The sequence below is a fragment of the Variovorax sp. P4_B10 genome (assembly GCF_056402375.1).
Genome location: NZ_JBFUHN010000011.1, coordinates 82,044 through 107,400, shown reverse-complemented (window position 1 = coordinate 107,400; position 25,357 = coordinate 82,044). Strand labels below are relative to the sequence as shown.

Below are 25,357 nucleotides of genomic sequence, written 5' to 3'. Positions count from 1 at the left end.
TGTCTAGGCCGCCATATCGACAGTGGGAACCACGTTGCTGGGTGCATCTTCGCCGTTGTAGGCATTGCTGAGTGCCAGCAGATGCTGTCGCTGTTCACGCTCGAGGTACGGCGCGAGCAGGTGCAGGGTGTGGTGGCCGCCGCGCATCAGCGCGCCCTGGGCATGCGCCGGTTCGAGCGCCTCGCGCGGGTTGCGCACGTATTCGTAGCTCAGCCAGTAGGTGAGCACCACGACCATGCTCTGGGCCAGGGTGTCGACCTCGTGGGCATCGATGTCGAGGTGGCCGGCGCGGCCCAGGCCGGCGATCAGCTGGCGGATGGCGCGGACCTTGTTCTTCAGCACCAGCTGGAACTGGGTCTCGAGGTGCCGGTTCTTGCTCAGCAGGTCGTTCAGGTCGCGGTACAGGAAACGATAGCGCCAGATCAGCTCGAACAGGCTGTGCATGAAGAACCAGGCGTCCTCCACGTCGTGCACGCCTTCGCTCGCGTGGAGCAGCTCGTTGAGCTCGGCTTCGTAGCCTTCGTAGAGCTTGTTGATCAGCTCTTCCTTGGCCGGGTAGTGGTAGTAGAGATTGCCCGGGCTGATGTTGAGCTCGCTCGCCACCAGCGTGGTGGAGACGTTCGGCTCCCCGAAGCGGTTGAACAGGTCCAATGCGGCTTCGAGGATGCGTTGCGCCGTGCGGCGTGGCGCCTTCTTTGCCATGTCGGTGCCCCCGGTGTATCTCTTGTTTTCTTGGGGACACTCTAGCGTATGTGCACTGCGCCATGCACAGCGCAGTACATGTTTTGCGGTGCTGATTTTTTGTGCAGCGCCGCAATCCCGGCAAGGTCAACCGGCCTTGGTGCGGCGTAAAGTTTTCTTTGCGGCGGGCTGCGGGGCAGCCTTGCGTGCCGTCGTCTTGCGGGCGGCTCGCGCCGGGGCTGCGGGATCCTTGGCGCCGCCGTGCTTCAGCTGGGCCTCGAGGGCCTCGACACGGGCCTGCAGCGCGGCCATGTCGGCGGCCGAGGGCATGCCGAGCTTTTCGAGCGCGCGCGCCACGCGCTCTTCGAAGATGTTCTCGAGCTTGCCCCACTGGCCGGCGGCCTTGGTGCCGAACTCGCTGGCGAAGCCGGCCATGCGCTGCTGGGCCTGGGCGAGGGTTTCTTCGGCCGCCTGCTGGGTCTTCTTCTGCATGCCGGCGCCGTCCTTGACCAGCGCCTCGAAGGCCTTGCTGCCCTCCTGCTGCATCTTGGCGAAGGCGCCCAGACCGGCCAGCCAGATCTGCTGGGCGGAGTCCTTGATGCGGTCGGAGGCCTTGTTGCTGTCGTCGTCGGGGATCGCCATGCGAATGTTCCTTTGCAAACTATCGCCTGACTTTAGCTGCTCGAGGCCCTCCCCATTAGAGCTTCGCCTCTACAGGCAAACCCTGGGGGTCAAGGCGTTGCGCCGGCTGCGCGGCTGGCCTCGAGGTGCGCCTTGGCGCGCTCGGCCAAGGCCATTTCGCCGGGCGTGCCGGGCACGAAGGCTTCCACCGGCAGCGGCCGGCCGTGCGAGTCGACCGAGACGAAGACGATCAGGCACTCGGTGGTCTTCTCCATCGAGCCGCCCTTCATGTCGCCGCTGCGCACCTCGACCGAGATGTTCATGCTGGTGGTGCCGGTGTAGGCGAGGCGGGCTTCGACCTCGACGAGGTCGCCGATCATGATCGGCCGGTGGAAGCGGATGCTGCCGATGAAGGCGGTGACGCAGTAGCGCTTGGACCAGCTGGTCGCACAGGCGTAGCCGGCCTCGTCGATCCACTTCATGACCGTGCCGCCGTGGACCTTGCCGCCGAAGTTGACGGTGCTGGGCTCGGCCAGAAAACGCAGGGTGATCGAAGACATGGGGCCGCCTTTGTCGTGTGGCTGTGGGGTGGGGAGCCGCGATTATGCGAGCGGGCGCCCGCTTCCGGATGCCGCCCGTCGCTTCGGCACACGCGCTCAGCTGCCGCTGAACAGCTGGGCCAGCGTGCGCCGCAGCCAGGCGTTGCCGGGGTCGGCATGGAAGCGCTCGTGCCAGTGCTGCTTCACCGCATAGGCCGGCAGCACGAAGGGCGGCTCCAGCATCTTCACCGGCTCCTGCATGGCCAGCACCTTGCCCAGGATGCGGGGCACCACCACGATCAGCTCGGTGTGCGCCACGATCCGCGCCACGCTCAGGAAGCTCGACAGCCGCACCACCACATCGCGCTTCAGGCCCAGCCGGGCGATGGTGGTGTCGACGATGGCATGCCCCGTGCCGGACGTCGACACCACCGCATGCGCCTCCGCCTCGAAGCGCTTGCGCGTGAGCCGGGCGCCGATGCGGGGGTGGTTCTGCGCCGCCAGGCAGACGAAGTTCTGCATGAACAGCGTCTGCTGGTAGAAGCCCGCGTCCAGCTGCGGCATGAAGCCCACGGCGAGGTCGACCTCGCCGTCCTGCAGGCGGCGGCCGCTGAGGGTGGAGATGATCTCGGTCTCGATGTGCACGCCCGGCGCCGCGTGCCGCAGGTGGTCGAGCAGGCCGGGCAGCAGCACCACTTCGCTGATGTCGGTCATGCAGATGCGAAAGCGCCGCTGCGCCTGCGCCGGCTCGAAGCTGCTGCGGTTGCCCTGGGCCTGCGCCAGCTGGGCCAGCGCCTCGCGCAGGTTGGGGTAGATGCGCTCGGCATGCGGCGTGGGCTGCATGCCCTGCGCGGTGCGGGTGAACAGCCGGTCGTCGAAGTGCACGCGCAGCTTGTTGAGCGCGGTGCTGGCGGCCGCCTGTGCCATGCCCAGCCGCTCGGCCGCCTTCGAGACATTGCCGGTCTTGTAGACCTCGTCGAACACGGCGAGCCATTCGAGATCGAGCTTGGACATGGGTTTCTTTTCCGAGAGCGAAAGACACCATTATCGAAATTTCGAATTCCGTGTATTGGCTACAGGTCTTGAGGAAATAGTAGGGTGGCTCAACAATGCCGCCACGGAGACACCCACGCCAATGAACCCCGCCTCTCGAAGCACCGTGAAAAGCGCCCCGGCCAACGCCGCCGAGCGCAGTGACTACTACGCCCGAATCCGCCCGCTGAACCTCACGCCGCTGTGGGAGTCGCTGCATGCCCTGGTGCCGCGCGAGCCGCAGACGCCCTGCGTGCCCGCGCTCTGGCGCTACGACGAGATTCGCCCGCTGCTGATGGAGTCGGCCGGGCTCATCACCGCCGAGGAGGCCGTGCGCCGCGTGCTGGTGCTCGAGAACCCGGCGCTGCCCGGCAACTCGTCGATCACGCAGTCGCTCTACGCGGGCCTGCAGCTCATCATGCCGGGCGAGGTGGCGCCTTCGCACCGCCATGTGCAGTCGGCGCTGCGCTTCATCGTCGACGGCAAGGGTGCCTACACCACGGTGGGCGGCGAGCGCACCACCATGCACCCGGGCGACTTCATCATCACGCCCTCGTGGGCCTGGCACGACCACGGCAACGAAGGCATCGGCGGCGCGGCGGAGCCGGTGGTCTGGCTCGACGGGCTCGACATTCCGATGCTGCGCTTCTTCGATGCCGGCTTTGCCGAGAACGACGACGCCAGGGTGCAGCACGTCGCGCGGCCCGAGGGCCACAGCCTGGCGCGCTTCGGCCACAACATGGTGCCGGTGCGGCACGACCACGTGTCGGCCACCTCGCCGATCTTCAACTACCCCTATGCACGCAGCCGCGAGGCGCTGGCCCAGCTGCAGAAGCAGGAGGCGCCCGATGCCTGGCTCGGCCACAAGCTGCGCTACATCAACCCGCTGACGGGCGGCTCGCCGATGCCCACGATCTCTACCAACCTGCAGTTGCTGCCGAAGGGCTTCGCGGGCAAGACGCATCGCGCGACCGATGGCACGGTCTACAGCGTGGTCGAAGGCCATGGCGTTGCGGAGATCGCGGGCCAACGCTTCGAATTCGGGCCGCGCGACACCTTCGTCGTGCCGTCCTGGGCGCCGCTGCGCCTGTCTTCGCCGGGCGGGGACGCCGTGCTCTTCAGCTTCTCCGACCGCCCTGTGCAGCAGGCCATGGGCATCCTGCGCGAGACCTTCCTCGAAGACGCCTGAACGTCGGCCGACCCCTTTTTCTTTCATTTGTTCGACCGTGTGCCGCCGCGTGCGGCAGGAGCCTCCATGTCCTTTGTTTTCACGCCCCCTTCCATCGTCGGCCTGCCCATCGTGGGCTCCGACAAGCAATTCCCCGTGCGCCGCGTCTACTGCGTCGGCCGCAACTACGCGGCGCATGCCCGCGAAATGGGCTTCGACCCCGACCGCGAACCGCCTTTCTTCTTCTGCAAGCCCAACGACGACGCCTCGGTCGTGCCCGTGGCCGAAGGCCAGGCCGGCGCCATTCCGTACCCGCCGCTCACGAGCAACTACCACTACGAAGCCGAGCTGGTGGTCGCCATCGGCAAGGGCGGCAAGGACATCCCGGCCGAGCAGGCCTCGGGCCACATCCACGGCTACGCCGTGGGGCTCGACATGACGCGCCGCGACCTGCAGATGAAGATGCGCGAGCAGGGCCGACCCTGGGAAATCGGCAAGGCCTTCGACTTCTCTGCCCCCATCGCGCCGCTGCGCACGCTGGCCGACGTGGGCGAGATCAATGCCGGCGCCATCACGCTCGAGGTCGATGGCCAGGTGCGCCAGAACAGCGACATCACGCACCTGATCTGGTCGGTCAACGAAGTGATCGCCAATCTCTCGACGCTCTTCATGCTGCAGCCCGGCGACCTGATCTTCACGGGGACGCCCGAGGGCGTGGGCGCGGTGAAGCCCGGCCAGACCATCAAGGTGAGCATCGAACGGCTGCCCTCGCTCACGGTCCGTATCGATTGAGCAAGTCCCGCGCGGAGGCCCCACGATGAGCACATCCCCCCTGAAGAATCCCCCCACCGTGCTGCTCGTCGGCGGCGGCATCGGCGGCATGGCCGCCGCGCTGGCGCTGGCGCGCCTGGGCGTGGCCATCGACCTGCTCGAACAAAGCGCCACCATCGGCGAGATCGGCGCGGGCCTGCAGCTCGGCCCCAACGCCTTCGCGGCGCTCGACGCGCTGGGCGTGGGCGAGGCGGTGCGCAGGAGCTCGGTCTTCACCGACCGGCTGGTGATGATGGACGCCGTCGATTGCACAGAGGTGGCCTCGGTGCCGGTCGGCGAAGCCTTCCGCGCGCGCTTCGGGAATCCGTATGCGGTGAGCCACCGGGCCGACCTGCACGGCGCGATCCACGAGGCCGTGAAGCAGCATCCGCTGATCCGCTTCCATACGTCGGCGCAGGTCGATGCCATCGACACCGGCGCGCAGGGGGTGGTCGCCACGACGCGCGACGGCCGGCGCTTCAAGGCCGACGCCATCGTGGGCTGCGACGGCGTGAAGTCCGTGGTGCGCGCGAAGCTCATCGGCGATGCACCGCGCGTCTCGGGCCATGTGGTGTACCGCGCCGTCGTGCCCGCGGCCGACATGCCCGCCGACCTGCGCTGGAACGCGCCCGTGGTCTGGGCCGGCCCCAACTGCCACCTGGTGCACTACCCGCTGCGCCATGGCGAGCAATACAACCTGGTCGTCACTTTCCACAGCCGCACGCAGGAAGAGTGGGGCGTTTCCGACGGCAGCAAGGAAGAAGTGCTCTCGTACTTCGACGGCGTGCATGCGCGTCCGCGCCAATTGCTCGACCGCCCCTCCTCGTGGCGCCGCTGGAGCACGGCCGACCGCGATCCGGTCGAGCGCTGGAGCGAAGGCCCGGCCACGCTGCTCGGCGATGCCGCGCATCCGATGATGCAGTACCTCGCACAGGGCGCCTGCATGGCGCTGGAAGATGCGGTGACGCTCGGCGCCGCCGTGAAGGCCTGCGATTTCGACATGACCGCTGCCTTCCAGCGCTACGAGTCCGCCCGCATCGCCCGCACGGCGCGCGTGGTGCTGTCGGTGCGCGAGATGGGACGCCTCTATCACGCCCAGGGCGTGGAGCGCCTGGTGCGCAACAGCCTCTGGGTCGGACGCACGCCCGAACGCTTCTACGATGCCGTCGAATGGCTCTACGCCTGGCGGCCGGAGCATTGCCTGGACGATGCGCCGGAGCCGGTGCGGCCTGCTGCGGTGCCGAGCGCCGACGCGGCCGCCGTGCTCTCGCCGCACTGAAACGCCTTTCTTCCATCATCACCATTCGAGGCCGCAGGCCCAGGAGACAACAAACCATGAACTTCCCTTTGCGCGCATTGCTGGCGGGCATCCTTGCCCTGACCGCTGCCACCGGCGCCCTGGCGCAGGCCGGCGACTTTCCGAGCAAGCCGGTGACGCTGGTCACGCCCTTTGCCGCCGGCAGCGGCCCCGATGCGGTGCTGCGCCTCGTCTCCGACAAGCTCTCGCGCCTCTGGAACCAGCGCGTGGTGGTCGACAACAAGCCCGGTGGCGGCGGCTTCATCGCCATCGACCAGGCCCGCCGCGCCGCGCCCGACGGCTATACGCTGCTGCAGCTCGACAGCGAGCACATCGCCGCGCTGCCGCACCTGTACAAGTCGCGCAATTTCGTGACGCTGCAGCACTTCGACCCGGTGGCCTCGCTGTTCCGCACGCCTTTCTTCGTGGCCGTGGCCGCCGACTCGAAGTGGAAGACCATGGGCGACCTGATCGCCGCCGCCAAGGCCAACCCCGACGGCATCGTCTACGGCTCGTGGGGCGTCGGCAGCCCGGGCCACCTGGGCGCGCAGCAGCTCGAGGCGCTCACCGGCATCCGCATGCGGCATGCGCCGTACCGCGAGGTGTCGCAGCTGTTCTCGAACGTGGGCGCCGGCGAGGTGCCGTGGAGCTTCGCCAGCATTCCGTCGAGCCAGGGCATCTACAAGGCCGGCAAGCTGCGCTACATCGCCATCGCGGCGCCCCGGCGCATTCCGCAGATGCCCGACGTGCCGACCATGGCCGAGTCCGGCGGGCCGGCCTCGCTGGAGGTCAATTCCTTCGTCTCGCTGCTCGCGCCCAAGGGCGTGCCGGCGGCCATCAAGGCCAAGATCAATGCCGACGTGGCCAAGGTGATTGCCGACCCCGAGATCCGCGCGCGCTTCGACACCTTTGCCTTCGAGCCGCTGGCCTGGTCGCCGGAGGAGATCGAGCGCAATGCGCAGGCCAAGTCGAAGGTGTATGGCGAGCTGGTGCGCAGGGGCAACATCAGCCTCGAATAGAGAGAGCGTGTCTTGCCCGCTGTTCCCTTCGGCAGTTAAGCTGGCCCTCTTTGATTTTTGTTAACTTTTTCACTTCTTTTCGCCATGCAAGCCAAAAAGAGAGCCCTTTTGATCGTCAGCGGCCTGGCAGCCGCCGCCCTGCTGCCGATCGCCGCGAGCGCACAGAACAATGCCTGGCCGACCAAACCCATCCGGCTGCTCGTGGGCTTTCCGGGCGGCTCCACGCCCGACATCGCGGCGCGCACCATCGCCGAGCCGCTGAGCAAGGCGCTGGGCCAGCCGATCATCGTGGACAACAAGGCCGGCGCCTCGGGCAACATCGCGGCCGACCAGGTGGCCAAGGCCACCGACGACCACACGCTGGGCCTCGTCATCAACGGCAACCTCACGTCGTCGAAGGTGCTGTATCCCAAGCTGCCCTATGACCCGGCCAAGGACTTCACGTACCTCTCGCTGATCGCGACCGCGCCGCTCGTCCTGGTGGCACAGAACAACCTGCCCACGGGCGCCGCCTTCTTCGATGCCGCGCGCAAGGCCGGCGACAAGTGGAACTACGGCTCGGTCGGCATCGGCTCCGTCGGCCACCTGGGCATGGAACTGCTCAAGAGCCGCGTGGCCGGCTTCAAGCCCGAGCACGTGCCCTACCAGGGCAACCCGCAGGTCATCACCGGCATGCTGGGCGACCAGGTGCAGATGGGCCTGATTCCCCCGGGCGTGGCCATGCCGCAGATCCGGGCCGGCAAGCTCAAGGCCGTGGGCCTCACCGGCGGGCGCAGCGCGCTGGTGCCCGAGATCCCGCCGCTGTCGGAGGCCGGCGTGAAGGACTTCAACCTCGAGGTGTGGGTGGCACTGCTTGGGCCGGCCAACCTCTCGAAGACGGCGCAGGCGCGCATCGGCCGCGAGCTGGAAGTGGTGATGAAGGATCCGGACGTTCGCCGCAAGCTCTTCGAGCAGGGCTGGCAGGCCGTGGGCACCTCGCCCGATGGCATGCGTACGCGCGTGAACGAAGAAGCAGCCATCATGACCAAGATCATTTCCACCCGCGGCATCAAGTTGCAGTAATGACAAACCAGCAGAAGACCCTGACCGAACCGGCACGCGAGCTGCCGGTCTTCGGCGAATACGACGTGGTGGTGGTCGGCGGCGGCCCCGCCGGCATCGCCGCCGCCGTGAGCGCCGCGCGCCACGGCGCCAGCACCCTGCTGGTGGAACGCTACGGCTTCCTCGGCGGCATGGGCACCGCGGGCGGCGTGACCAACTTTGCGGGCCTGTACGGCAAGCGCAACGGCGAGATGACGCTGCTGGTGCGCGGCGTGGCCGACGACCTGCTCGCGCGCATCGGCGCACTGGGCGGCCTCAACAAGCCGCAGGACGGCATGCAGGGCCGCATCCGTGTGCGCTCCTACGACACCTCGGCCTACAAGATCGCGGCCGACCAGTTGCTGCTCGATGCCGGCGTGAACCTGCTGTTCCATGCGTGGGCGGCGGCGGTGATCCGCGACGGCGACCGCATCGCGGCCCTGGTGGTCGAGACCAAGTCGGGCCGCCAGGCGATCCGTGCCAATGCCTTCATCGACGCCAGCGGCGACGCCGACGTGGCGGCCTTCGCAGGCGTGCCCTTCGAGGTGGGCGACGGCCACGGCAGTGGCCTGTTCCCGACCACCATGTTCCGCGTCGGCCAGGTGGATGCGCAGCCGGCACTCGCGGCCGTGGGCGAGTTCAAGGCCATCAACGACCTGATGGCGAAGGTGCAGGCGCAGAAGCCGGGTGTCTACAAGTTCCCGCGCGAAGGCGCGATCCTGCGGCCCAACATCGACCCGCGCGAATGGCGCGCCAACGTCACGCAGATCCGCAATGCCGCGGGCCGCGCGATGAACGGCATCGACGCACGCGAGCTCACCGAGGGCGAGCTCGAAGGCCGCCGCCAGATCGCCGAGTACTTCAGGTTCATGAAGGCCGAGGTGCCGGGCTTCGCAGAGGCGGCCATCGTCGAGATCGCGCCGCAGGTCGGCATCCGCGAAACGCGACGCATCGAAGGCCTCTATGCGCTCGCGGGCGAAGACATCCTGTCGTCGGCGACGTTCGACGACAGCATCGGCATCAATGCCTGGCCGATGGAGATGCACGCCGACGGCCGCATCGAGTGGGCCTTTCCGCGCGACGACAACCGCACCTACAACCAGCTGCCCTGGCGCATGCTGGTGCCGCGCAAGGTCGACAACCTGCTGGTAGCCGGCCGCTGCGCCGCGATGACGCACGAAGGCCAGTCGGCGGCGCGCGCGAGCGGCGGCTGTTTCGTCATGGGGCAGGCCGCGGGCACGGCGGCGGCGTCGCTGGGCAGCTCGAATTTCGCGGCTGTCGATGTGCCGGCGCTTCAGAAGAAGCTGGTTGCCGACGGCGCCGACATCGACCGCTGAGCGCGGCGGCACGCTAGAGTCCGGGGCTTGATGAACTCGAACGCCGGATGATTGTGAACCCCCTTTCGTTGTCGACCCCAGTGCGTCGCATCCTCCTCGCCCTTTCCTGCGCCGCGCTCGGCCTCGTGCAATGGGGCTGCGCGAGCACGCCCGAAGGCGAGCCCGTCCACGACAAGGACCGGTTGCAGAGCTTCCTGGCGGCCAAGGACGGCCGCAAGGTCGTCTTCGCCGGCGAGAACTACCACTACGTGTTCAGCGGCGACCCGTCCGTGGCGGCGCTGCTGCGCTGGGAAGGGCGCACCAAGGTCACGCCCGCCCTGATCGGCGAGCTCAAGGTGGCGCGCAACCAGAGCTTCGAAGGGCAGTACGTGCTGATGGCCTTCGACGCCGACCTGACACCCGAGGACCGGACCTTCCTGGTCCAGACCGGCTTCGCGAAGGCGGAAGTGAAATACGGCGACCGCACGGGTCCGGCAATGCGCTACTTCGGCACCGTCTACGGCACGCGGTACGCGGCGAGCCCGCTGAAGCCGGCCGACAGGCTCGACTTCTCCAGGTCCCACGCCATCAAGTACGTCGAACAGGAAACGGCCAGTGCCCCCGCCACCAGGCCCGCGCCGACGCCGCTGGTCCGCGCCGGCGACGGCTCGCTGCTGCTGGATGGTGTTCCCGTGTCCCTCGTTCAGGGCGGAACGGACTTCAGCTGCCGGGCCCGCGTCATGGGCTTCTGCTTCTACAAATAGCAGCAGCGCCCGCTGACCGGCCCGCGACAGCTCGCAGGCCCGGCCTTTGCTATGGTCGCGGGTTGCCTTCTTGCATTGACAGCCCTCCGATGACCACCGATCCCGCCACCGCTTCCCGCCTCGTCGACGAACTCGTCGCCCTCATGCAGCTCGAGCCGCTCGGGGGCGATCGCTTCCTGGCGCAGAGCGAAGACATCGGCACGCCCGCCGTCTTCGGCGGCCAGGTGCTCGGCCAGTCGCTGGCGGCCGCGAGCCTCACGGTCGGCGCCGACCGGCCGGTCCATTCGATGCACGCCTACTTCCTGCTGCCGGGCGAGCATGCGCCCATCGAATACAGCGTCGACCGCGTGCGCGACGGCCGCAGCTTCACCACCCGCCACGTGGTGGCGCGCCAGCAGGAACGCATCATCTTCGAGATGTCGGCGTCCTTCCAGACGGTGGACGACGGCGTCGATCACCAGCTCGCGATGCCGGCGGTCGAAGGCCCCGAGGCGCTGATCAGCGAACTCGACCAGCGCCGCGCGCTCGGCGACCGCCTGCCCGAGCGCTGGCGCATCAAGGGCCTGGAGCCGCATGGCATCGAGTACCGCCGCGTCGAGGCCGACGACCTGCTGACGCCGGTCGTGCGACCTTCGGACAGCGCGATCTGGATGCGCGCCATCGCGCCGCTGCCCGACGACCCGGTCGTGCACCGCGCGCTGCTCGCCTATGCCTCCGACCACGGTCTGCTGCGCGCCGCGATGCTGCCGCACGGCCTGAGCTTCATGAGCGGCCAGGTGCGCCCCGCGAGCCTCGACCACGCGATGTGGTTCCACCGCGATTTCCGCATGGACGACTGGCTGCTCTACGTGCTCGACTCGCCGAGCGCGAGCGGCGCGCGCGGCCTGTGCCGCGGCAGCCTGTTCACGCGCGACGGGCGGCTCGTGGCCTCGACCGCGCAAGAGGGCATGCTGCGCATCCGGCGCTGAGAACAGCACCCGACGAGGACACATCGAATGAAGATCTTCCACTCGCCCGCTTCGCCGTTCGTGCGCAAGTGCATGGTCGTCGCGCACGAACTCGGCATCGCCGACCGCATCGAGAAACTGCCAAGCGTGGCCGGCCCGGTGAAGCGCGACGCGACCATCCTGCCGAAGAACCCGCTCGGGCAGGTGCCGACCTTCATCTGCGACGACGGCCAGGTGTTGTACGACAGCCGCGTGATCTGCGAGTACCTCGATGCCACGCACGCGGGCGCGCTGTTCCCGAAGAGCGGCACCGAGCGCTGGGCTACATGGACTTCCGCTTTCCCTCGGTGGACTGGCGCGCCCAGGCGCCGAACAGCGCGAAGTGGTTCGCGGCGTTCAACCAGCGGCCGTCGATGCAGGCCACGTTGCCGACGGTCTGAGCGATGACGTTCGACGATCTCTCGCGCCGTACCGGCATTGAAATTCCCCCGCTGCTACAACAGCTCCTCGCCAGCGGACCGCCCGATCTGGCCGGCTTCCCCGACTTCGAATGGCTGGACGCCGAACAGGCGGCCCACGACCTCGACGAGTGGCTCGACGCCAAGTGGCAGGACGGCCGCCGCTTCCTGCCCTTTGCGCAATCGGGTGCGGGCGACGCATACTGCCTCGTGCCGCTGGACGGCGGCGCCGTGGGCGTGGCCTTCGTGTGGCACGACAACGAGGAAAGCAGCGTCGGCCACGGCTCGTTCGCCGATTTCATCTGCGCGAAATTCCTGGAAGCCTTCGTCGATCTGAGCTACCTCGGCGACTGGGACCTGTCCGAGCCCGAGATGGCCGAGCGCATCGCCACCGACGTGGCCACCGTCACGGCCTTCATGGACGACGCGGAAACCGCCACCTACCTGCAGGCGCTGAGCCGACAGCCGCTGGTGTCGCGGCCTTTCAAGACGGGCCCGCGCGCCAGGCCCGAACAGGTGCCCTCGCTGATGCCGCAGGCCGAGTTCGAGGAAGACCTGAAGCGCTTCGCCCTGCAGGACAGCGCGCCTTTCCCCGTGAAAGCGCGCTGGGACATCGAGGGGTAGGCTACGGGTTTCATCCGAAGGAAGGAACCCACCATGTCAGATCAGAAAGTCGCCATCGTCACCGCCGGCGGCAGTGGAATGGGCGCCGCCGCGGCCCGCAAGCTCGCGGACGATGGCTTTCGCGTGGCCATCCTGTCCTCGTCGGGCAAGGGCGAGGCGCTGGCGCAGGAACTCGGCGGCATCGGCGTCACGGGCTCCAACCAATCGAACGACGACATCCAGCGGCTCGTCGACCAGGTCATCGCCGAATGGGGCCGCATCGACGTGCTCGTGAACAGCGCCGGCCACGGCCCGCGCGCGCCGATCCTGGAGATCAGCGACGACGACTGGCACCGCGGCATGGACGTCTACTTCCTGAGCGCCGTGCGCCCCGCGCGCCTCGTGGCGCCGCACATGGTGAAGCAGGGCGGCGGCGCGATCATCAACATCTCGACCTTCGCGGCCTTCGAGCCCGACCCCGTGTTCCCGACCTCGGGCGTGTTCCGCGCCGGCCTTGCGGCCTTCACCAAGCTCTTCGCCGACCAGTACGCGCCGCACAACGTGCGCATGAACAACGTGCTGCCCGGCTTCATCGACAGCCTGCCCGAGAAAGAAGTGTTCCGCGAACGGATCCCGATGGGCCGCTACGGCCGCAGCGCCGAGATCGCCGCCACCATCGGCTTCCTGGCCTCCGAGGGCGCGGGCTACATCACGGGGCAGAACCTGCGCGTGGACGGCGGCATCACGCGCTCGGTCTGAGCTGAGCCTGCGACCGGGCTCCCTACAATCGGCGCCCATGTGTTCCCGGATGCCCCGCTTCCCCATCCGCCGCCGGCAGTCGGGCTGCTCGCGGCCGACGCCTCCCTGACGCGGGCGGCGTGAAGCGCGGCGGCTCACGGCCGTCGCCACCCGCATGGAGGCTGCATGGCGGCTTCCCTCTCTTTTCCTGTTCCGCATCGCGGTGCCCTTGCGCCGCCAGCGGGCTGTTGCCGCTTCCCATGTCTTCTACCCACAGTCGCCTGCGCACCGAGTGGTGCCCGAGCATTCCCCGCGAGCTGATGGCGGGCGCCGTCGCCACCTTCGCGCTCATTCCCGAGGTGATCGCCTTTTCCTTTGTCGCCGGCGTGGACCCGGCGGTCGGCCTTTTTGCCTCGTTCGTCATCGGCCTCGTGATCGCCTTCACCGGCGGTCGCCCGGCCATGGTGTCGGCTGCGGCCGGTTCGGTGGCGCTGGTGGCCGCGCCGCTGGTGCATGCGCACGGCCTGCCGTACCTGCTGGCCGCGGGCCTGCTCGCGGGCGCGATGCAGATCGTGTTCGGCCTGCTGCGGCTCGGGGTGCTGATGCGCTTCGTGTCGTCGTCAGTGCGCACCGGCTTCGTCAACGCGCTGGCCATCCTGATCTTCGCGGCGCAGATGCCGCACTTCATCGGCGCCAACACCGCAACCTGGGCCATGGTCGGGCTCGGGCTGGCCATCATCTACCTGCTGCCGCGCCTGACGACCGCGGTGCCGTCGCCGCTGGTGTGCATCGTCGTGGTGACGCTGGTGGGCCAGTGGCTCGGCCTGCCGCTGAAGACCGTGGCCGACCTCGGCCACCTGCCCGATGCGCTGCCCACGTTCGCATTCCCCTCGGTGCCGCTCACGCTCGAGACGCTGCGCATCATCGCGCTGCCGGCCTTCGCGATCGCCATGGTCGGCCTGCTCGAATCGATGATGACCGCGAGCGTGGTCGACGAACTCACTGACACGCCGAGCTCGAAGAACCGCGAGTGCAGCGGCCTGGGCATCGCCAACGTCGCGGCCAGCTGCTTCGGCGGCATCGCGGGCTGCGGAATGATCGGCCAGACCGTGAGCAACGTGCGCTACGGCGGCCGGGGCCGGCTGTCGACGCTGTTTGCGGGCGTGTTCCTGCTGATCCTCATGGTGCTGCTCAAGCCCTGGGTGTCGCAGGTGCCGGTGGCGGCGCTGGTCGCGATCATGGTGATGGTGTCGGCCTCGACCTTCGACTGGGGCTCGCTGCGCACGCTGGTGCGGCACCCGCGCATGTCCAGCGCGGTCATGCTCGCGACGGTGGCCGTCACCGTCGCCACCGACAACCTCGCCGCGGGCGTGGCCACGGGCGTGATGCTCAGCGGCGTGTTCTTCACCTTCAAGGTCGCGCGGCTGCTGCATGTGCATGCGGAAGCCGGGGCCGGGGACGGCATGCGTGTCTACCGCGTGAGCGGCCAGGTTTTCTTCGCATCGGCCGACATGCTGGTGGACGCCTTCGACGTGCGCGAGATCGACGGGGCGCCCGTGCACATCGACGTGTCGCAGGCGCACTTCTGGGATGTGACCTCGGTGGCCGCGTTGACGAAGGTGGTCGAGCGGCTGCGCAAGCACGGCAGCGTGGTGGACGTCACCGGGCTCAACCAGGCGAGCCGCGACCTGATCTTGCAGCTCGACGCCGCACCCGAGTAGTGCTTGGGTCCTAGGTAGTTTTCCCCTGAGCCGGCCGATGGCTTGGACCTAGCCTTTCCGGTCCCGCCGGAGGTCCGGCGGAGCGGAAAGGCGCGCATGAAAATTCCCGATCCGGTGCTCAAGAACATGCACCGCACCATCGCGTCCTACGAAGCGTCCGCCCGCGAATACAACGCGATCGTGGCAGGCCACCGGCCGCCCGAGATCGTGGACGCGCTGCGCCGGATGATGCAGTTCGTGCCTGCCGGCGGCACCGTGCTCGAGATCGGTTCCGGATCGGGGCAGGACGCGGACTTCATCGAGTCGTTGGGCGGCGTCGTCAGGCGCACCGATGCGGCGCAGGCCTTTCTCGACCTGCAGGCCGAGCGCGGCAAGAAGGGCGAGCTGCTCAACGTCGTGACGGATGCATTGGGCGGGCCCTACAGCGCGATCCTCGCGATGGCCGTGCTGATCCATGTCGATCGTGAGCAGGTCGCACCGGTCCTGCGCAAGGTGTTCGACGCGCTCGAGCCCGGCGGGGTCTTCCTCGCGGGCATGCGCATCGGCGAGGGCGAGACGAACGGCGACTACCAGACCGTGTACTGGGCGAAGGACCGGTTCGCCGACGAGCTTGCTGCGGCCGGCCTGCGAATGCAATGGGACACGCAGTGGATCGGCCGCGAGGACGTGACGTGGGTCAGCTTCCTCGCATCTCGTCCGCGGGAGTGAACGCAGACCTACACGCCCAGGTAGCGCGTCCAGAGCGACCGATCCGCATCGAGCGCCGCCGAGTCGCCCTGCCACACGACGCGCCCGCGTTCGAGGATCACATGGCGGTCGGCCAGCGGCAGCAGGCGCTGCACGTACTTGTCGACCACCAGGATCGCTTCGCCCTCGGACTTGAGGGTGGCGATGCAGTGCCAGATCTCCTCGCGGATCACCGGGGCGAGGCCTTCGGTGGCTTCGTCGAGGATCAGGAGGCGCGGGTGCGTGGAGAGCGCGCGGGCAATGGCCAGCATCTGCTGCTCGCCGCCCGAGAGCTGGTTGCCCGCGTTGGTCTTGCGCTCCGACAGGCGCGGGAACAGACCGTAGAGCGCCTCGACCGTCCAGCGCGGCGCACTGCCCGGACGCGGCCGTGCGAAGGCGCGCAGGTGCTCGTCCACGCTGAGGTTCGGAAACACGTGCCGCCCCTCGGGCACGATGGCCACGCCGCGGCGCGCGATGGCATCGGGCTTGTGGCCGCCGATGGCGGCGCCGCCGAACTGCACGTCGCCGCGCATCGGCGAGAGCGTGCCGGTTAGCACCTTCAAGAGCGTGCTCTTGCCCATGCCGTTGCGGCCCAGCAGCGCGAGCACTTCGCCCGCGCCGATCTTCAGGTCGATGCCGAACAGCACCTGGCTCGCGCCGTAGCCGGCCTCGATGGACTTCGCTTCGAGCAAGGTCCTGGTTGTGGTCGCGGCGCTCATGCGTGTCCTTCTGCTTCGGTACCCAGGTACACCGCCTGCACGTCGGGATGCCCACGCACTTCGTCGGCCGTGCCGCTCATCAGCACGCGGCCCTGCACCAGCACCGTGAGCCGGTTGGCCAGGCGGAACACCGCGTCCATGTCGTGCTCGATCAAGAGGATGGCCATCGAGGCGCGCAGCGATTCGATCAGGTCCACCATGCGCGCCGATTCGTCGGGGCCCATGCCGGCCATCGGCTCGTCGAGCAGCAGCAGCTTGGGTTCGGCCGCGAGCGCCAGCGCCACGTCGAGCGCACGCTGGGCGCCGTGCGGCAGCGTGCCCGCGATGCGGTTGCGTTCGCTGCCGAGGCCGACGCGGTCGGCCAGCGCGATGGCGCGCTGGACCAGGTCGCGCTCGGTCGCGCGCGGCGCCATGAAGCGCAGGCTGCTGCCCGCATGGGCCTGCGCCGCGAGCATCAGGTTGTCGTGCACGGTTTCCTTGGCGAACACGCGCGTCACCTGGAAGCAGCGCGACATGCCGGCCGCCACGCGCTGGTGGTCCCGCAGTTTCGTGATGTCGATCTCGTCGAGCAGGATGCGCCCCGCATCGGCCTTCAAGAGCCCGGTGATCAGGTTGACCAGCGTGGTCTTGCCCGCGCCGTTGGGCCCGATCAGCGCATGCACTTCGCCGCGCTCCACGGTGAGGTTCACATGGTCGGTCGCGAGCAAGCCGCCGAAGCGCTTGACCAACCCTTCGATTCTGAAAAGGCTCATGGTGTTGCCTTGGTGAGGGGCGCCGCCCGGCGGCGCCGGGAAAGCGCCGCAAGCCCCTTCGGCGCCCACAACGCGACAGCAATCAACAACAATCCCAGCGGCATGTGCCAATGCTCCGTGTGCTGCTTCAAGGCTTCTTCGAGCACCAGCCAGACGACCGCACCGACGGGGCCGCCCCAGCTGCGGCCCAGTCCGCCGATCACCACCATCACCAGCAGCGTGGCCGATTGCGTCCAGTGCATCGTCGCGGGACTGACGAAACCGTTGCCACCAGCAAGAAGCGCACCCGCCAGCCCCGCGATGGCGCCGGCAATCGCAAACGCCACCAGCTGCAGTCGGAACACCGGGTAGCCCAGCGCCCGCATGCGCGTCTCGTTGTCGCGAATGCCCATCAGCGCATGGCCGAAGCGCGATTGCGTCGCGCGGTGCAGCCACCAGAGCGCCAGCGCCACCAGCACCAGTACCACCCAGTAGAAGTTCGACTCGTTGCCGAGGTCGAGCCCTGGCAGCAGCGTGGGCCGGCTCATCAGCGTGTAACCGTCGTCGCCGCCATAGCGCCGCAGCGACACCACGACGAAGTACAGCATCTGCGCAAAGGCCAGCGTGGTCATGATGAAGTACACGCCGCGCGTGCGCAGCGCCACCGTGCCGATCAGCGTTGCGACGAGGCCGGCGACGAGTGCGGCCAGCGGCCACATCACCCAGGCCGACATCACGCCCGCGTCGCTGAGCGCCACCACCGTGTACGCGCCCATGCCGATGAAGCCCGCATGCCCGAGCGCCACCATGCCACCGAAGCCGAGGATGAAATTGAGGCTGGCCGCGGCCAGCGCGACGACGAGCACGCGCCGCACGAAGCCGATGTAGAACTCGAGCCCGAACAGCGGCGCGACCAGCGGAAACGCCGCGAGCAGCACAAAGACCAGCCCGAGGCCGATGTAGCGTGAGGAGGAAGACTTCATGCGCGCGCCGAAAAGAGCCCCGAGGGCCGGAAGATCAGAACAACCACCATCAGCGCGTACATCGCGACTTCGGCGAAGAGCGGGCCCAGGTCCGCCGCGGTGGCCGGCGGCAGCGTGGCGCGCAGCAGCATCGGCACGAAGGCGCGCCCGATGGTGTCGACCACGCCCACCAGCAGTGCAGCCACGAAGGCGCCGCGCACTGAACCGATACCGCCGATCACCAGCACCACCAGCGCCGGGATCAGGATCGCTTCGCCCATGCCGACCTGCACCGCGACGATCGGGCCCATCAGCGCGCCCGCCAGCGCGGCGAGCGCCGCACCGAGCAGGAACACGCCGTTGAAGATGCGTCCGACGCGCACGCCCATCAGCTCGGCCATCGGCCGGTCGGAGGCGCCCGCGCGCACCCGCATGCCGATGCGCGTGTGGTTGACCAGCAGGTAGAGCGCCAGCGCCACCAGCAGTCCGCCGACCAGGATCACCAGCCGGTAGGCCGGGTAGGGCAGGCCGTCCATGAGATTCACCGGCCCCGAGAGCGCGGCAGGTGTCGGCGCCATCACCGGCGAAGGGCCCCAGGCCATCGTGACGATGTCGTCGGCCACCAGGATCACGCCGAAGGTGGCGAGCACCTGCGCGAGGTGGTCGCGTGTGTAGAGGCGGCGCATCAGCAGCACTTCGAGCAGCAGTGCGACGACGACGGTGACCGCCACCGCGATGACGATGGCGGCGGTGAACGAGCCGGTGCGCGTGTGCGCCTCGGCCGCGACGTAAGCGCCGGCCATGAACAGCGAGCCATGCGCGAGGTTCAGCACGTCCATGATGCCGAACACCAGCGTGAGCCCCGCAGCCAGCAGGAACAGCATCAGCCCATAGCCGAGGCCGTTGAGCAGCTGCTCTAGAACGAGGATGCCGCTCACTTCAGGGGGCACTTATCTGCGTAGCTGTCGCCGTAGTTCGTGAGAACCGTGTTGATCAGCTTGTTCGTGACCTTGCCCTGTGCATCCTTGCCGATCACGCGCAGGTAGAAGTTCTCGACCGGATAGTGGTTGTTCGCGTACTTGAAATTGCCGCGCGTCGAGGCGTAGTTGGCCTTCTTCAGCGCGGCCACCACGGCTTCGCGGTTCTGCGCATTGCCGCCCGACTGCTTCACGGCCGCGTCCATCGCGAGGATCGCGTCGTACGCCTGCGCCGCGTACACCGACGGATAGCGCCCGTTGTATTCCTTGCGGAAGGCAGCCACGAAGGCCTTGTTGGCGGGGTTGTCCAGGTCGTGCGCCCAGTGCGAGGTGTTGAACAAACCGAGCATCGGCTCGCCCACGGCGCCGATCACGTCTTCGTCGGCCGAGAAGCCGCTGGTGACGAGCGTGATGTCCTTCGACAGGCCCGCGCCCACGAACTGCTTGATGAAGTTGATGCCCATCGCGCCGGGCAGGAAGAAGTAGATCGAGTCGGGCTTGGCTGCGCGCAGCTGCGCGAGTTCGGCGGCATAGTCGATCTGGCCGAGCTTGGTGTAGAGCTCGTCGGCCACCTGGCCCTTGAACTGGCGCTTGAAGCCGCCGAGGGCGTCCTTGCCGGCGGGGTAGTTGGGGGCGATCAGCACGGTCTTCTTGAAGCCGCGGTCCTGGGCGAACTTGCCGGCGGCCTCATGGAACTGGTCGTTCTGGTAGGCGGTGCCGAAAAAATAGGCATTGCACTGGGCGCCCGCGAACTGGCTCGGGCCGGCATTGGCCGAGAGGTAGGGCACCTTGGCATTGAAGAGCGTGGGGCCCACGGCCAGCGCCACGTTGGAGCCGATGGGGCCGCTGAAGATGTCGATCTTGTCGCGCTGGATCATGCGGTCGACCAGCTGCTTGGCCTGGTCGGGGCTGCCGGCCATGTCGGCCTGCACGAATTCGACGTCCTGCCCGCCGAGCTTGCCGCCCAGCTGCTTGATGCCGAGCGCGAAGCCGTCGCGTGCCTCGGCGCCCAATGCCGCGAAAGGCCCCGAGATGTCGAGGGCCAAACCCACCTTGACGGGGGCGGCCATGGCCGACGCCGCGGTACCAAGGGCTGCGCCGCAGAGCAGCAGCGAGAGGAGGGTGCGCGGCAGCGCGGGCGACTTCGGGGACAGATGGCTCATGGGTTCTCCGAGGGGGAAGGATGAAACGACGCACCGGCACCGCTCCATGCGGCACCGGCGACATCGAACCGTTGATAGCTAAATACTTTAACCATAAACAATTCGGTGTCAACGGTGCTAGCACGAATGGTGCCAGTGGATCGTGTCACTTCCTGGTGCAGAGGCCCCCATTTCAGGGGCTCCCGGTACCCGTTCAGCCGAAGGGATTGGCCGTTGCGAACCAGAGGCCAATGCCCGTTGCGATGATGAATGCACCGTCCGTCACGCCCGCGATCAGGAAGAACTTGGTCTGCAGCACGTCGACCATCTCGGGTTGGCGCGCGGTGCTTTCGAGGAACTTCTGGCCGACCAGTCCGATGCCGAGGCAGGAGCCGAAGGCGGCGACGCCGATCAGGAAGGCGACTGCGAGGGGAAGGATGTTGAAGCCGGTCATGGTGTTTTCTCCTGGTTGGTTGATCGATGGACGTACTTTCTCGCAACGGGTGCACAGGGTCCATGACGTGGGAGGTCATGGGCGGCACGAAAAAAAGGCCGGCCGTCGAAACGGCCGGCCTTCACGGGAGCGTCAGCGCATCAGGGCAGCTGCGTCCAGTTCTGGTTGTTGCCGCCGTTGCAGGTCCACGTGATCAGCGCGGTGTCCTGCGTCGTCGAGCTGTTCGGCACGTCGAGGCAAGAACCCGAGGCGCGGTTCTTGATCGCGCCGCCCACCAGGCTCCACTGCGTCGTGTCGCCGGCCGAGCAGGCCAGCTGCACCACCGCCGCGTTCGTCGTCGCGGTGCCGCTCTGCGCCAGGCACAGGCCGCTGTGCTCGGCCTTGAACTGCACGTAACCGCCCGTGAGGCTCGTCACCGTGAACTTCTCGTTGCTCGCAGTGCCGCACGGCCACTGCACCGCCGTCGCGCCGCTGGCGGTCGACACGCCCTTGATGTTCACGCACAGGTTGCTGAGGTTCGAACGGATGCGGGTGATCGTCGGCGTCGGGTCCGTGTCTTGCGACCGCACGTACTCCCGGATCGCCACCACGTCGGCCGCCGGCAGGCTGCTGGCGTTGCCGTGACCGCTGGCGAGCACGTCCTGCAGCGTGGCCGCCTGGCCGTTGTGGAAGAAGGCCGCGGTGTTCCAGGTGCCCAGCAGCGTCGGCGTGTCGAAGCCCACGCCCGCCAGCGGCTGGTTCATGCCCTTGCCCGACGAGGCCTGGATCGTCCCCACGTCGTGCCGCTGTCCGTCGCGGAAGGTGGCGCCGGTGTGGCAGGTCACGCACTGCGCCGAGGCGAACAGCGCCTGGCCGCGCGCCGCATCCACGCTCAGGCTGCCGTCCGCGTTGCGCGCCGGGCTGCGCATGTACTTGTTCAGCGAGGTCAGGTAAGCCGCGAGATCGTCCAGCTGCGCGTTCTTGCCGGCCTTGGGTGCGCCCAGCGGGTCCTGCGTGGCCGTGAAGTCCGCGTTGGTGAGGAAGCCGGTGCCGCCGAACTCGTTGCGGATGTCGTTCTCGAAGTCCTGCACCTCGTCGAAGTTGGCCGTCCAGTGCAGCTTGCCGTGGCCGAGGCCGCGCCGTCCCTGCAGGCCGATGGTGCGGCGCAGTCCTTCGCCGCGCTGGGTGAAGTCCCACACCATGCCGTCGTCGCCGGCATCCGCATGGCAGCTCGCGCAGGAGATGTAGTTGTCCTTGCTCATGCGCCGGTCGGAGGCGTTGTAGAACACCTGCTTGCCGCGCAGCGCCGCGGCCGCCATCGGCTCCTGCGCCACGGTCGTCACGTTCTGCAGGAAGATCGGGGCCGCCGTTTCGGACGCCAGCACCGACGCCACGTCGTGCACCGACACCGAGCGCGCCAGGAAGTTGTTGACGAACAGGCGCTTGCGCGTCGCGTCCAGGTACAGGCCGTGCGGCGCGCTGCTGGCGTTGATCTCGCCCCGCACCGAGCGGCTGTACGGATCGACGATGGCCACGCGATTGCCTTCCATCTGCGCCACGAAGAGGTAGTCGCCCGACGGCGAGAACAGCGCGGCGCGTGCCGGTGCGCGGTCGTCGAAGTCGATCTGCTCGCTGAACACTTCCGCGGCCGTCTGCAGGTTGACCTGCGAGAGGATGGAACGCACCGTCTTGTCGTGCTCCAGGTTGTTGCCGTCCCTGAACTTGCCGCGCACGATGTTGTCCTTCTTCGAAGGCAGCACCGCCCGCGTGCCGTCCGGCGAGATGATCACCTGGCTCAGGTAGTTGGCCACGCCGCGCGCACGGCTCTCGGTGTCCACCGTGGCGGTGTCCACCGGCAGCGCGATGGTGGTCATGGCGCTCATGCTCTGCAGGTTGACCTTGTGCAGCTGGCCGCCCGTCATCTGCGACTTGAAGCGAGTGACATAAGCCACCTGTGCGTCCGAGCTCACCGCAATCCCCCGCAGGTTGCCCGCCAGCGCGACCGCGCCAGTGGTGGCGCCGTTGCTCGGGTCGAAGCTCATCAGCACCGACTTGCTCTCCAGCGTCAGCAGGCCCTTCGCGCCGTCGGGCGTGAAGGCCACGCCGTAGGGGCCGCTGCCGTAGGCCAGCGGAACCGTCGCGGAGATGCTGCCGTCGGCCGCGCTGAGCGCCACCAGCTTGTCTTCACCCTGCACCGTGACCCAGATGCGGCCATCGGGGCCCACGGCCAGCGTCTTCGGTTCGTCGCCGACGCGCGTTTCCCAGCGCTTGGCCAGGGTCTGCGCATCGATGGCGGCGACCGTGCCGCTGTCGGGGTTGACGGAGTAGACCGAGTTCGCGTCACCCGCGATGTTGGTGGTGTGCGTCGGCGCCCGCGCCGTGACGGGGACGATCACGGTGAGGTTGTAGGTGTAGAAGGTCTCGCGGCCGCTGCTGTCCTTCACCGTCAGCGTCACCGTGAAGTGGCCGGGGCGCGTGTAGGTGTAGGTGTAGTTCGGCTGGCTCGAGTAGGCGGTCTGCGTGCCGTCGCCGAAGTTCCAGCGGAACTGCGCGCCGCTGCTGCCGAGCGTGGCCGGGTTGAACACCAGCTGGCCGTTGACGATCTTCGGTCCGCCGCCGATGCCCGGGTCGCCGATGATGGCCTGGCCGCGCAGCGTGGTCACCTCGGTGTCGTTGAGCACGCGGCCGTAGACGCGCACCTCCGCCAGCGTGCCCTTGAAGAGCGCGGTGTTGCCCTGGATCTGGCCCATCACCTGGAACTTGTTCGTGAGGCCCTTGTTGCCCGTGGGGCCGGTGGAGCTGGTCTTCACGCCGTCCACGTACAGGGTCTGCGCGCCCGAGGCCGCGTCGCGCGTCATCACCACGTGGTGCCAGCTGCCGTCGTTCACCGCCGCCGTGGAGGTGGTGCCGCCGTCATTGCCGACCGACAGCTTGATGCGCCCGCCGTTGTCGAGCCAGCCCCAGAACACGTCGTCCGTGCCGCTCGCCTGGTCGCGCCCGAAGATGCCGGGTGCGGTCCACGAGTTCGGTCCGCCCGCCTGCGTGGTCTTCATGTAGAAGCTCAGCGATGCGGTGCCGCCGAGCACGGTAGCGACAGAGTCGTTCTTCAGCGGCACACCGGCGGTGCGGTTCGCGAAGTTCATGCCGATGCTCTCGAACGCGTCGCCCGATACCGGCGTGCCGTTGTTGTTGCCGATCTGGTCGGAGAGGTTGCCCGCCAGCGTCCAGTAGTGCATCAGGTTGATATCGGTCGCGTTGCCGGTGTTGAAGGTCGACTTGTAGTCCGCGCCGATGGCGTTGCCCGCATAGTCCTTCACACCGTTGGCCGGCAGGAACACCTCGTAGCTGGTGCCCGGCTGCAGCGGCTGCTCGGGGTGGAAGTTGATGATGCCCAGCTGCACGCTGTAGGTGCCCGCCAGCGTGTTGCCGCCCACCGGGCGCACGATGAAGGTGTTGGAGTTCACGCTCTCGGGCCGGATGCTGTCGGTCATGCCCAGGCCGATGCGTGAGGTCAGGGCCTGCTGCTTCGCGCCGTTGACGGGTGAGACCTGCTTGACCTCGGGCCTGGTGGTGTCGGGGTCGGCCTGGTGCACGATGAAGCCGCTGCCCGTGCCGTGGTCGCTGCCCACGAAGATCAGGTTGCCGAAGGGCGCGACCTGGCCATGATCCGTGTGAGTGAAGAGCGGGTCGTTCTTGTCAAGCAAACTGCCGCGGCCCACCTCGACGTGGTTCAGCGGGTTGCTCACATCCACCTTGTGGATGTAGTTCTGCGCGCCCTGAATGACGTAGTTGTCCTGCGTGGCGCAATACAGCTGTTCGTCGATGACCAGCCGGTTGTCCTCGGCCACGAAGCGCGAGCGGTCGGAGAGGTCGTAGCTGTACATCTTGGCGCCGCCGTTGCGCGTGGAGACATGCAGGTTCCTGCCGTCGAAGCAGGTCGCGTAGTAGAACGGCGTGGTGCCCACGATGGAGTCGAGCACCTTGGGATTGAGCGGGTCGGAGATGTCCAGGCTCGCAAAGCCGCCGTTGCTTTCCATCGCGGTCAGCACCATGTGGTTGCCCATCGTGAAGATAGGGCCGATGCGGAAACCGCCGAGCTCGCCAGTGGGCACCGGATTGGGCTTGCCGGCGCCGCGGTTCGCGACCACGGCATTCGCGGGGTCCCTGGCATCGACGATGAAGATGCCCCGGCCTGCCGAGGCCACGTACAGGTAGGGCGCCTGCCACCAGAGCTGCCAGGCCACGTCCTCGTAGTCGCCGCCGTTGACGCCGGGCAGCGCCAGCTTCTTCACCTGCTTGATGTCGTTGATGTCGGTGAAGTCCCAGAACTCGACGCCGTTGATGCTGGGCAGCACCACGTACGTCTTGCCGCCAATCTTGGCGGTGCCGAAGGAGTGCGTTTCTCGGAACTCCTTGGTGCGGGCTTCGGGTTCGTAGATCTTCTTGACGAGCTGGATCTGGCGCGGGTTCGACACGTCGTACAGCAGGAAGCCGCCCGGCCCGAGGCCGCTGTCCGGCGCGAAGGTGCTGAGGAAATAGCCGTTGACCATGATGCCCGCGTTCATCCCGTAGTCCTTGCGGCCCGGGTAGGTGGCGGGCACTTCGCGCGATTCGTAGGCGCTGTTGTAGGCAGGATCGAGCGGATGCGTGGTGCTCGTGATCATCGACACCGGCTTGAACAGTTCAGCCGAGGTGTAGGTGAGGTTGCCCAGGCCCGGCCCCTGCAGCGGGAGCGGGTCGGCGACAGCGGCGGAGACCGCCGTCGCCATGTTGCTCAGGGTCGTCATCGGACTGACCCCGGTGATTGCCGCGTGCGTCAGCAGTGTGACGAACGGCACCATCAATGCCATCACGTAATACCGGATCTTCATCG

23 protein-coding genes and 1 pseudogene are annotated in these 25,357 nt (G+C 67.9%); 13 read left to right on the top strand and 11 right to left on the bottom strand.

Going from position 1 to position 25,357, the window contains the following annotated elements:
* Nucleotides 1-3: 3 nt before the first annotated feature.
* The 4 genes from AC1DXX_RS08145 to AC1DXX_RS08130 all read right to left on the bottom strand — a co-directional run bounded on the left by AC1DXX_RS08145 (nucleotide 4) and on the right by AC1DXX_RS08130 (nucleotide 2,855).
* The gene (locus tag AC1DXX_RS08145; protein ID WP_478133670.1) at nucleotides 4-702 is read right to left on the bottom strand and encodes a TetR/AcrR family transcriptional regulator; all 699 of its coding nucleotides are present in this window, start codon (nucleotides 700-702) and stop codon (nucleotides 4-6) included.
* A gap of 126 nt (nucleotides 703-828) precedes the next feature.
* Nucleotides 829-1,323: a phasin family protein gene (locus AC1DXX_RS08140; protein WP_478133669.1), complete on the bottom strand. Its 495-nt coding sequence runs from the start codon at nucleotides 1,321-1,323 to the stop codon at nucleotides 829-831.
* A gap of 89 nt (nucleotides 1,324-1,412) precedes the next feature.
* The gene (locus tag AC1DXX_RS08135) at nucleotides 1,413-1,862 is read right to left on the bottom strand and encodes an acyl-CoA thioesterase (protein ID WP_478133668.1); all 450 of its coding nucleotides are present in this window, start codon (nucleotides 1,860-1,862) and stop codon (nucleotides 1,413-1,415) included.
* Between the two features lie 96 nt (nucleotides 1,863-1,958).
* A complete protein-coding gene (locus AC1DXX_RS08130) occupies nucleotides 1,959-2,855 on the bottom strand; it encodes a LysR family transcriptional regulator (protein WP_478133667.1) in 897 nt (298 codons plus the stop codon).
* A 121-nt stretch (nucleotides 2,856-2,976) separates the two neighbouring features.
* Here AC1DXX_RS08130 and gtdA point away from each other — a divergent pair, with 121 nt between their 5' ends.
* From gtdA to AC1DXX_RS08065, 13 genes and pseudogenes are all read left to right on the top strand, one after another.
* Nucleotides 2,977-4,062, top strand: a complete 1,086-nt coding sequence (gene gtdA, locus AC1DXX_RS08125; protein WP_478133666.1) for a gentisate 1,2-dioxygenase — start codon at nucleotides 2,977-2,979, stop codon at nucleotides 4,060-4,062.
* A 66-nt stretch (nucleotides 4,063-4,128) separates the two neighbouring features.
* On the top strand, nucleotides 4,129-4,833 hold the full coding sequence (locus AC1DXX_RS08120; RefSeq protein WP_478133665.1) for a fumarylacetoacetate hydrolase family protein: 705 nt from the start codon (nucleotides 4,129-4,131) through the stop codon (nucleotides 4,831-4,833).
* A gap of 25 nt (nucleotides 4,834-4,858) precedes the next feature.
* A complete protein-coding gene (locus AC1DXX_RS08115; protein ID WP_478133664.1) occupies nucleotides 4,859-6,130 on the top strand; it encodes a 3-hydroxybenzoate 6-monooxygenase in 1,272 nt (423 codons plus the stop codon).
* A gap of 56 nt (nucleotides 6,131-6,186) precedes the next feature.
* Entirely contained in the window at nucleotides 6,187-7,167 is a 981-nt protein-coding gene (locus tag AC1DXX_RS08110; RefSeq protein WP_478133663.1) for a Bug family tripartite tricarboxylate transporter substrate binding protein, read from the top strand.
* Nucleotides 7,168-7,251: 84 nt separating this feature from the next.
* Nucleotides 7,252-8,229, top strand: a complete 978-nt coding sequence (locus AC1DXX_RS08105) for a Bug family tripartite tricarboxylate transporter substrate binding protein (RefSeq protein ID WP_478133662.1) — start codon at nucleotides 7,252-7,254, stop codon at nucleotides 8,227-8,229.
* Nucleotides 8,229-9,584 (top strand): FAD-dependent oxidoreductase, encoded by a 1,356-nt coding sequence (locus AC1DXX_RS08100; RefSeq protein WP_478133661.1) that lies wholly within the window; start codon nucleotides 8,229-8,231, stop codon nucleotides 9,582-9,584. Before AC1DXX_RS08105 ends, AC1DXX_RS08100 begins: the two co-directional genes overlap by 1 nt.
* Before the next feature lie 80 nt (nucleotides 9,585-9,664).
* Nucleotides 9,665-10,327, top strand: coding sequence for a hypothetical protein (locus tag AC1DXX_RS08095; protein WP_478133660.1), 663 nt, complete (start codon nucleotides 9,665-9,667; stop codon nucleotides 10,325-10,327).
* Nucleotides 10,328-10,416: 89 nt separating this feature from the next.
* Nucleotides 10,417-11,295, top strand: coding sequence for an acyl-CoA thioesterase (locus AC1DXX_RS08090; RefSeq protein WP_478133659.1), 879 nt, complete (start codon nucleotides 10,417-10,419; stop codon nucleotides 11,293-11,295).
* Between the two features lie 27 nt (nucleotides 11,296-11,322).
* Nucleotides 11,323-11,714 (top strand): annotated as a pseudogene (locus tag AC1DXX_RS08085) (glutathione S-transferase N-terminal domain-containing protein).
* Nucleotides 11,715-11,717: 3 nt separating this feature from the next.
* Nucleotides 11,718-12,356: an SMI1/KNR4 family protein gene (locus AC1DXX_RS08080; RefSeq protein ID WP_478133658.1), complete on the top strand. Its 639-nt coding sequence runs from the start codon at nucleotides 11,718-11,720 to the stop codon at nucleotides 12,354-12,356.
* A gap of 33 nt (nucleotides 12,357-12,389) precedes the next feature.
* Complete coding sequence (locus tag AC1DXX_RS08075; RefSeq protein WP_478133657.1) at nucleotides 12,390-13,094, top strand: SDR family oxidoreductase; 705 nt, start codon at nucleotides 12,390-12,392, stop codon at nucleotides 13,092-13,094.
* 239 nt (nucleotides 13,095-13,333) lie between these two features.
* Nucleotides 13,334-14,794: a SulP family inorganic anion transporter gene (locus AC1DXX_RS08070; RefSeq protein ID WP_478133656.1), complete on the top strand. Its 1,461-nt coding sequence runs from the start codon at nucleotides 13,334-13,336 to the stop codon at nucleotides 14,792-14,794.
* Nucleotides 14,795-14,890: 96 nt separating this feature from the next.
* Entirely contained in the window at nucleotides 14,891-15,502 is a 612-nt protein-coding gene (locus AC1DXX_RS08065; protein ID WP_478133655.1) for a class I SAM-dependent methyltransferase, read from the top strand.
* A gap of 8 nt (nucleotides 15,503-15,510) precedes the next feature.
* Here AC1DXX_RS08065 and AC1DXX_RS08060 read toward each other — a convergent pair whose 3' ends face one another.
* From AC1DXX_RS08060 to AC1DXX_RS08030, 7 genes are all read right to left on the bottom strand, one after another.
* Nucleotides 15,511-16,239: an ABC transporter ATP-binding protein gene (locus AC1DXX_RS08060; protein ID WP_478133654.1), complete on the bottom strand. Its 729-nt coding sequence runs from the start codon at nucleotides 16,237-16,239 to the stop codon at nucleotides 15,511-15,513.
* Nucleotides 16,236-16,991 (bottom strand): ABC transporter ATP-binding protein, encoded by a 756-nt coding sequence (locus AC1DXX_RS08055; protein ID WP_478133653.1) that lies wholly within the window; start codon nucleotides 16,989-16,991, stop codon nucleotides 16,236-16,238. The genes AC1DXX_RS08060 and AC1DXX_RS08055 overlap by 4 nt, the downstream gene beginning before the upstream one ends.
* Entirely contained in the window at nucleotides 16,988-17,953 is a 966-nt protein-coding gene (locus tag AC1DXX_RS08050) for a branched-chain amino acid ABC transporter permease (protein WP_478133652.1), read from the bottom strand. The genes AC1DXX_RS08055 and AC1DXX_RS08050 overlap by 4 nt, the downstream gene beginning before the upstream one ends.
* Nucleotides 17,950-18,870, bottom strand: coding sequence for a branched-chain amino acid ABC transporter permease (locus tag AC1DXX_RS08045; protein WP_478133651.1), 921 nt, complete (start codon nucleotides 18,868-18,870; stop codon nucleotides 17,950-17,952). Before AC1DXX_RS08045 ends, AC1DXX_RS08050 begins: the two co-directional genes overlap by 4 nt.
* Nucleotides 18,867-20,072 (bottom strand): ABC transporter substrate-binding protein, encoded by a 1,206-nt coding sequence (locus tag AC1DXX_RS08040; RefSeq protein ID WP_478133650.1) that lies wholly within the window; start codon nucleotides 20,070-20,072, stop codon nucleotides 18,867-18,869. The genes AC1DXX_RS08045 and AC1DXX_RS08040 overlap by 4 nt, the downstream gene beginning before the upstream one ends.
* 193 nt (nucleotides 20,073-20,265) lie before the next feature.
* On the bottom strand, nucleotides 20,266-20,505 hold the full coding sequence (gene atpE, locus AC1DXX_RS08035; RefSeq protein ID WP_478133649.1) for a F0F1 ATP synthase subunit C: 240 nt from the start codon (nucleotides 20,503-20,505) through the stop codon (nucleotides 20,266-20,268).
* A 140-nt stretch (nucleotides 20,506-20,645) separates the two neighbouring features.
* Nucleotides 20,646-25,355: an RICIN domain-containing protein gene (locus AC1DXX_RS08030; protein WP_478133648.1), complete on the bottom strand. Its 4,710-nt coding sequence runs from the start codon at nucleotides 25,353-25,355 to the stop codon at nucleotides 20,646-20,648.
* Between the last annotated feature and the right edge of the window lie 2 nt (nucleotides 25,356-25,357).